Source organism: Rhodococcus sp. C-2 (assembly GCF_027854095.1).
Taxonomy (GTDB): domain Bacteria; phylum Actinomycetota; class Actinomycetes; order Mycobacteriales; family Mycobacteriaceae; genus Rhodococcus_F; species Rhodococcus_F qingshengii.
Window position 1 is genome coordinate 596,398 of record NZ_JAQGFI010000002.1, and the last position, 6,039, is coordinate 602,436.

Consider the following 6,039-nt stretch of genomic DNA (forward strand, 5'->3'; position numbering starts at 1 on the left):
CAATTTCAGTAGTAGACCGGCCCTGGCACTCCTCCACCCGCTGCCACTGCGTCACCGGTGATCGCGATGCTTCGCGGCGATGCCAGGAAGGTCACGACGTCGGCTACTTCTTCGGCATCGATGATCCGATGTATCGAGTTCGTCGCGATACCACGCTCCACCTCTGCCTGCGAGCGGCCGGATTCTTCCGACTCGCGCGTAATCCGTGCGGTCAACCTCTCGGTCCTCGTCACGCCCGGATGGACGACGGTGACGTTGATTCCCTTGGGGCCCAGCTCGTCCGCAAGATTCTTGGTCAGTGCAGACACACTGACGTTGCGGATCGTGTGGGCGATCGAAGTGGCCTGTCTGGCACCCAAACCGCTGATGTTGATGATCCGACCCCAACCCTGATCAATCAGATACGGCGCCACAGCGCGCGCAGTTCGCAGGTACCCCAGCACTTTCACTTCGACTTCGTCTCGCACGACGTCGTCGGTGGTCGCCTCGAAATCCGTCGGCTTTCCGGCGCTGAACGGCGTCGCTGCCGAATTGACCAGAATGTCGACACCGCCGAACTCCATTACCACTTGCCGCACCGACGCCTGAACCGCGTCGTCGTCTCGCGTATCCGTCACGACTCCGATCGCACGAATTCCGAACTCCGAAACCAAATCTCGTGCAACGCTTACGACGGTTCGCTCAGTGCGCGCGAGTATCGCGATGTCGACCCCTTCAGCGGCCAGACCTCTGGCGATTGCCAGACCGATCCCCTTGCTACCACCGGCAACGATCGCACGCTTTCCAGACAAGTGAAGATCCATACCTGCGACACTATCCAACAGGCGGTCCCCGATCTCTACGAAGAGGGATCGGGGACCGTCGGAATCATTCCTGTGTCTCAGACCATCAGATCCGCGTACAGGTAGACGTTGTCGGCGTAGTTGCCCACACCGTCCTCGAATTGCAGTTCGCCGCCGCAGGTTACGACTGCCAACTTACGAGGGCCCTCCGGGCCGGCCAGCACGCTTTCCTCCACACCATCGGCCTTCGGGCGCGTCGTCACCGCAGTCACCTTCCACGACGTGCTCTTACCCGTCGCGTCGGATGTACGGATCACTTCACCCGGCTCGATCGTGCCCAGGTCGAACAGCGCGCCGTTACCCTGGCCGGTCAGATTGACGTGTCCGGCAATCAAGGTCGTGCCGGTGGCGGAATCGAGAGATGCACCGTCGAGCCAGATTCCGACGTTCTTGACGTTCTCCGGCGGAGTGAGAACTCCTTCCGGCACGGTGGCGTCCACGATCGGCGCCTGAACACCGACCGGGTCGAGCGAAAGGGTGTTGGGAGTCATCAACGCATCCGTAGGCGTTGCCGGATTCGCGGAGTGCGACATGACAACTCCCGGACTCGGCGGGATCGCAGCATCGTCATCGGAGGATCGCAGGCCGACGAAGGCCATGGAAGCACCGGCGACCAACACCGCGATGAGAGCCAGAATGAACGCGACACGACGCCCTTTGCCTGGACTCGCGGGCTGATCGTGGTTGGGATCGTCGTATGGATTGGATGGATTGGGATCCGACTCGTACATGGTCATCGAACTGTCTCCTGCGGGATGAGGCGCCCCCGGCACCTCGTGCGAATTGACGCCCCCTGCGTCTGATCAATGTCGGCACCGATCACACGAAGCGTGATCGGTGCCGACGTCTACTACACGTGCCTGGTGTCAGGATCGCTTGCGGCGGAGAGCAACTGCTCCGGCAGCAGCCATTCCGACAAGCCCGAGGCCCGTCACTGCGACGGCGACGTTGCGGCCTGAATTCTGTTCAGCAGCACCACCGTCGATGGCAACCGGGCGGGGGCCAGTGGCCGGCTTCGGAGCCGACGGCGCCGGAGTTGCGGGAGTTGCAACCGGCTGCGACGGAACAGGTGCACCCGGAACTACAGGCACGATCGGCACAACCGGCACGATGGGCACGATCGGAACAATCGGCACGATCGGAACGACCGGGGTTGCAGGCGTCGTGGTGGCCGGTGTGGTCGTTGCCGGTGTGGTTGTTGCCGGTGTGCTCGTTGCCGGTGTCGTCGTGGGTGCTGCTGCATATCCGACGCTGGCAGATGCATTCATCGAAGCCGGCCGAACGGTGTCGAACGACGCGAAGATCTGGCACTGTGCGCCTGCCGTGTTCCAGTGCAGGTTCTCGACCGAATCCGGAATGACGCTTGCAGTCACCGAGTAGTCCCCGCCGGCCGCAGCGGTGAGGCAAAGATCAACAGCAGTCGGTGCGTCGCCGCGGCCGTCGACCGTCAGTTGATTTGCAGTCAACGTCGCCTTGGCGTTGTCACCACAGACGGTCAGTTCGGTGCCCGCCGAGGACTGAACAGTGATCGGCTTCCGGTACATATTCGTATTCAGGGTGAAAACGGCAGTCTCGCCGGCCTTCAGAGTCCCCGTCGCGGGTGTCTTGCGAACGAGGTCGAGCGTCTGCGTGACGTTCATGATCTCGACGATGCGAGCTCGCTCGTCGTCTCCGATGTTCCTGTCGCACAGGCTTTTGAAATCGGCCATCAGCGGATTGTCGTAGTCCGAGACACACCACACAAGCGTCTGCCGCGCCGAACGTGCATCCTCGCTGCTATTTCCCGAAACGACACCGTCGAGTTTGGCGGGATTCTGCAGCAACCAACTGATGACAGCGAGATCGTCGGCTGACAGATCGGGATTGCCCGAAGACGGCACCGTCGCACCCATCTCGTCGTTGTGCTTGTCAACCGGCAAACCGTTCTCGTCGACACCGGCACACGGATCGAGATCGAAGTCCGTGCAGTACATCCATTCCGACTTCGCAATTCCGTCGACGTCGCGGACACCGCAGACCGGAGCATCCACCGCGGCCGAGGTACCCCGATCGGTGGTGCCGTACATCGGCACGATGTTGCCGTCGTTGTAGTGATCCAGCCGAATGCCGGAGATGTCGAGCATCTGCTCCGAGGGCGTGTACTCGGTGCCCTCACACAACCCGGCGGTGAACGCCGGAGCGGCCGCGGTTCGCACCGGCATCGGCGCGGACACAGCTGGCGAAGCAAAAGCAACGCTACTACCGGCGACCGCTACGGCAATAGCTGCAGTTAGCGAGAGCCGGAGAACAAGCGGCCTACGCCGTGAACCAGACACAGTCATCAAAGCTTCCCTTTCAAGACATTTCGGTAGCGGGACGGTTGCCTGGATTCCCAATACCACGCCACCCAGCGCTCACTTCCGAGAGGATCAGCCGATCACTTTTGGCAATCAGCCAGTTACTGAATGGCAATGTAGTGCATGTTTCAAGAAAGATCACCCAATCGTCGAGCACCCAGGGCGCAGCTTGGACATTCGGATGACGAGTTAGCCATGAAGGTGACTGAACCTTTGTCCAACCGCACAACAATCGCGATCCCCCCAAAATCTGCTCATCCAACCGCGACGTTCCCGACATTTCGCCAACGCTAGCCAGTCGGTAACTTGGACATTCTGGGGAAACTCACAGGAAGGGGCGTTTTCAGCTCGCGCGCAAAAGAAGGGGCCCGCTATGCGGACCCCTTCGCCGGAAACTTCCAACCGAGACTGCTTTGTCGGGATTCGGGCAACTTGTAGATGCCCCAGAACAATCTCCACTCACATTGTGTGATTTGCCTCACATTCAAAGAATCTGTTGGTTTTGTTCACACCCTGAACCAATCTTTTGGTCCTCTTTGCGTCGATTATCCAGATCTCCGACGGCGGAACCCTGCCCTGCCGGAGAGCGGAGCACGGCCTCGGATCAGTCTCGGACCGGAGGCGCCTTCCTCGTGGTAACCGCAATGCGATTCCACGCATTGATCGTCAAAATGACGCTGATGAGCTGAGCCAGTTCCACGTCCGAGAATTCGCCGGCAGCCTCGCTGTACACCTCGTCCGGAACGAAACCGTCGGTGAGGACTGTCACGGCCTCGGTCAAGGCGAGCGCGGCACGTTCACGATCGGAGTACATCCCTCGCGCTTCTTCCCACGCGTTCAGTAGGTAGAGCTTCTGCTCCGTCACGCCGACCTTTCGTGCGTCGCGAGTGTGCATGTCCAGGCACCATGCGCAATGATTCAGCTGCGACGCACGCGTGAGGACCAGCTCGACGAGCGTCGGCTCCAGCCCCTTGCGTGCAGCGGCATCCAACGCAATCATCGCCTTGTAGACCTCGGGCGCCAGCTTTGCGATATCCAGTCTTTGTCCTGTTGCTGTAGTCATAACTCAAACGGTAATCCCGGAAAGACCCGGAAACATGGTTCAATCCGGTGGTGAATTCGTGGGCCAATCTTGGGTTCGATCTACATATCGAGCTGCCACAGGGAATCGGGGTTCGCGCTGCACTGCTTCAGACCCTTCGCGACGCGATCGACAGTGGACTGTTGAAGCCCGGCACCAGACTCCCACCTTCCCGCACCCTCGCGCTCGACCTCGGAGTTGCCCGAAACACCGTTGCGGACTGCTATGCCGAACTCGCCGCAGCTGGGTGGCTTGTCACACGGCCTGGTTCCGGGACCCTGGTCGCCACGCTCGCCAGCACACACACCCGCGAGGTCGAGCCATCACCGACTCGACGACGCTGGACCTACAGCCTTCTCCCTGGATCGCCCGACGCGTCGGCGTTTCCCCGCGCTGCATGGATTTCGTCCGCCAGACGTGCTTTGACCACCGCGCCGACCGACGCGTTCGCGACTACTGATCCCAGAGGCCGAGTCGAACTCCGAAACGCCCTCACCACATACCTGAGCCGCACCAGAGGCGTTCGCGTCGATCCGAACTGCATTGTGATCAGTGCCAGCTCGGGTCACGGGATCTCCCTCCTTGCCCGCGCACTCGGAGGAACGATTGCGGTCGACGCTTTCTGCCTTCACCTGCACCGGCAGTTGCTCGCCGACGAAGGGCTGCTGACAGTTCCCATATCGGTTGACGAATCAGGCACTTGCACAGACGAATTGGCGTCTACATCTGCTGAAAGTGTTCTGCTGACGCCGACCCATCAGTTCCCTCTCGGCGGTCCCCTCACACCGGCGAGGCGCGCGACCGCTCTCGAATGGGCCACGACTACGGGCGGCGTCATCATCGAGGACGACTACGACGGCGAATTCCGTTACGACAGAAAACCTGTCGGTGCACTCCAAGGAATCGCACCGCAGCACGTTGCGTACCTGGGCACTGTCAGCAAGACACTGTCGCCGGCAATTCGCATCGGATGGATGGTGTTGCCGGACAGGCTGATCGAACCTGTCCTCGCAACAAAGGGACCCTACGAACGCTGGGTAAGTTCAACGGATCAATTGACCTTGGCGGACTTCATCGAATCCGGAAGATTCGACAGCCATATTCGAAAGATGCGCACCTCGTACCGACGACGACGCGATCAACTGGTTGCGACACTTGCGCAGCAAGTACCCCAGGTCAGGGTCGAGGGGATCTCCGCGGGACTTCACGCTGTGATCCGTCTGCCCTCCGGCACCGAACAATCTGTTCTTGCAGCGGCCCGGGCGCGCGATCTCGGGCTCGAAGGGCTTTCGGTCTTCCGACATCCCGACGTGTCGTCAGTCGGCGGTGACGGCATCGTCGTCGGCTACAGCACGCCGACGCAGTCGCAGTACTCGAGGACGCTGGACGTGCTCTGCGAGGTGCTACAGGCAGCTCTGCGATAACGCCTGTCGGATCTGCCCATCCGCTCACCTGCCCTGCCCTGCCCTGCCCTGCCCTGCCCTGATGGAGTGAACGTACCGTTCCCCTCGCCTAAGAGGGTGAGCGTGTCGTTCACTCGATCCCGGACGGGGTGGTGAGTCGGCTGTGCTCCCGCCCCTGATGGTGCGAACGGTACGTTCGGTCGATCTGAGGCGACGAACGTACCGTTCGCTCGAAGTCGGGGGTGTTTTGGGTACGAGAAAGCCCCCCAACCAGTACTGGTTGGGGGGCTTCTCTAATGTGTGTTCGGCGGTGTCCTACTCTCCCACACCCTGTCGAGTGCAGTACCATCGGCGCTGAAGGGCTTAGCTTCCGGGTT

At 61.0% G+C, this 6,039-nt stretch carries 5 protein-coding genes and 1 rRNA gene; 1 reads left to right on the forward strand and 5 read right to left on the reverse strand.

Annotated features, from left to right (window positions below; all coding sequences use genetic code 11):
• Nucleotides 1-5 precede the first annotated feature (5 nt).
• The 4 genes from PCS43_RS06555 to PCS43_RS06570 all read right to left on the reverse strand — a co-directional run bounded on the left by PCS43_RS06555 (nt 6) and on the right by PCS43_RS06570 (nt 4,241).
• Nucleotides 6-803: an SDR family NAD(P)-dependent oxidoreductase gene (locus tag PCS43_RS06555; protein ID WP_054187853.1), complete on the reverse strand. Its 798-nt coding sequence runs from the start codon at nt 801-803 to the stop codon at nt 6-8.
• A 77-nt stretch (nt 804-880) separates the two neighbouring features.
• On the reverse strand, nt 881-1,579 hold the full coding sequence (locus tag PCS43_RS06560) for a class F sortase (RefSeq protein WP_007727173.1): 699 nt from the start codon (nt 1,577-1,579) through the stop codon (nt 881-883).
• Between the two features lie 129 nt (nt 1,580-1,708).
• Nucleotides 1,709-3,163, reverse strand: coding sequence for a hypothetical protein (locus PCS43_RS06565; RefSeq protein ID WP_238565165.1), 1,455 nt, complete (start codon nt 3,161-3,163; stop codon nt 1,709-1,711).
• 619 nt (nt 3,164-3,782) lie between these two features.
• On the reverse strand, nt 3,783-4,241 hold the full coding sequence (locus PCS43_RS06570) for a carboxymuconolactone decarboxylase family protein (RefSeq protein ID WP_007727180.1): 459 nt from the start codon (nt 4,239-4,241) through the stop codon (nt 3,783-3,785).
• 47 nt (nt 4,242-4,288) lie between these two features.
• On the opposite strand from PCS43_RS06570, the gene pdxR reads away from it, so the two are divergent.
• Nucleotides 4,289-5,683 carry a MocR-like pyridoxine biosynthesis transcription factor PdxR gene (gene pdxR / locus PCS43_RS06575; protein ID WP_007727183.1) on the forward strand — a complete coding sequence of 465 codons (1,395 nt, stop codon included), beginning with the start codon at nt 4,289-4,291 and terminating at the stop codon, nt 5,681-5,683.
• Nucleotides 5,684-5,964: 281 nt separating this feature from the next.
• Here pdxR and rrf read toward each other — a convergent pair.
• Nucleotides 5,965-6,039, reverse strand: a 5S ribosomal RNA gene (gene rrf / locus PCS43_RS33415); the annotation flags it as partial.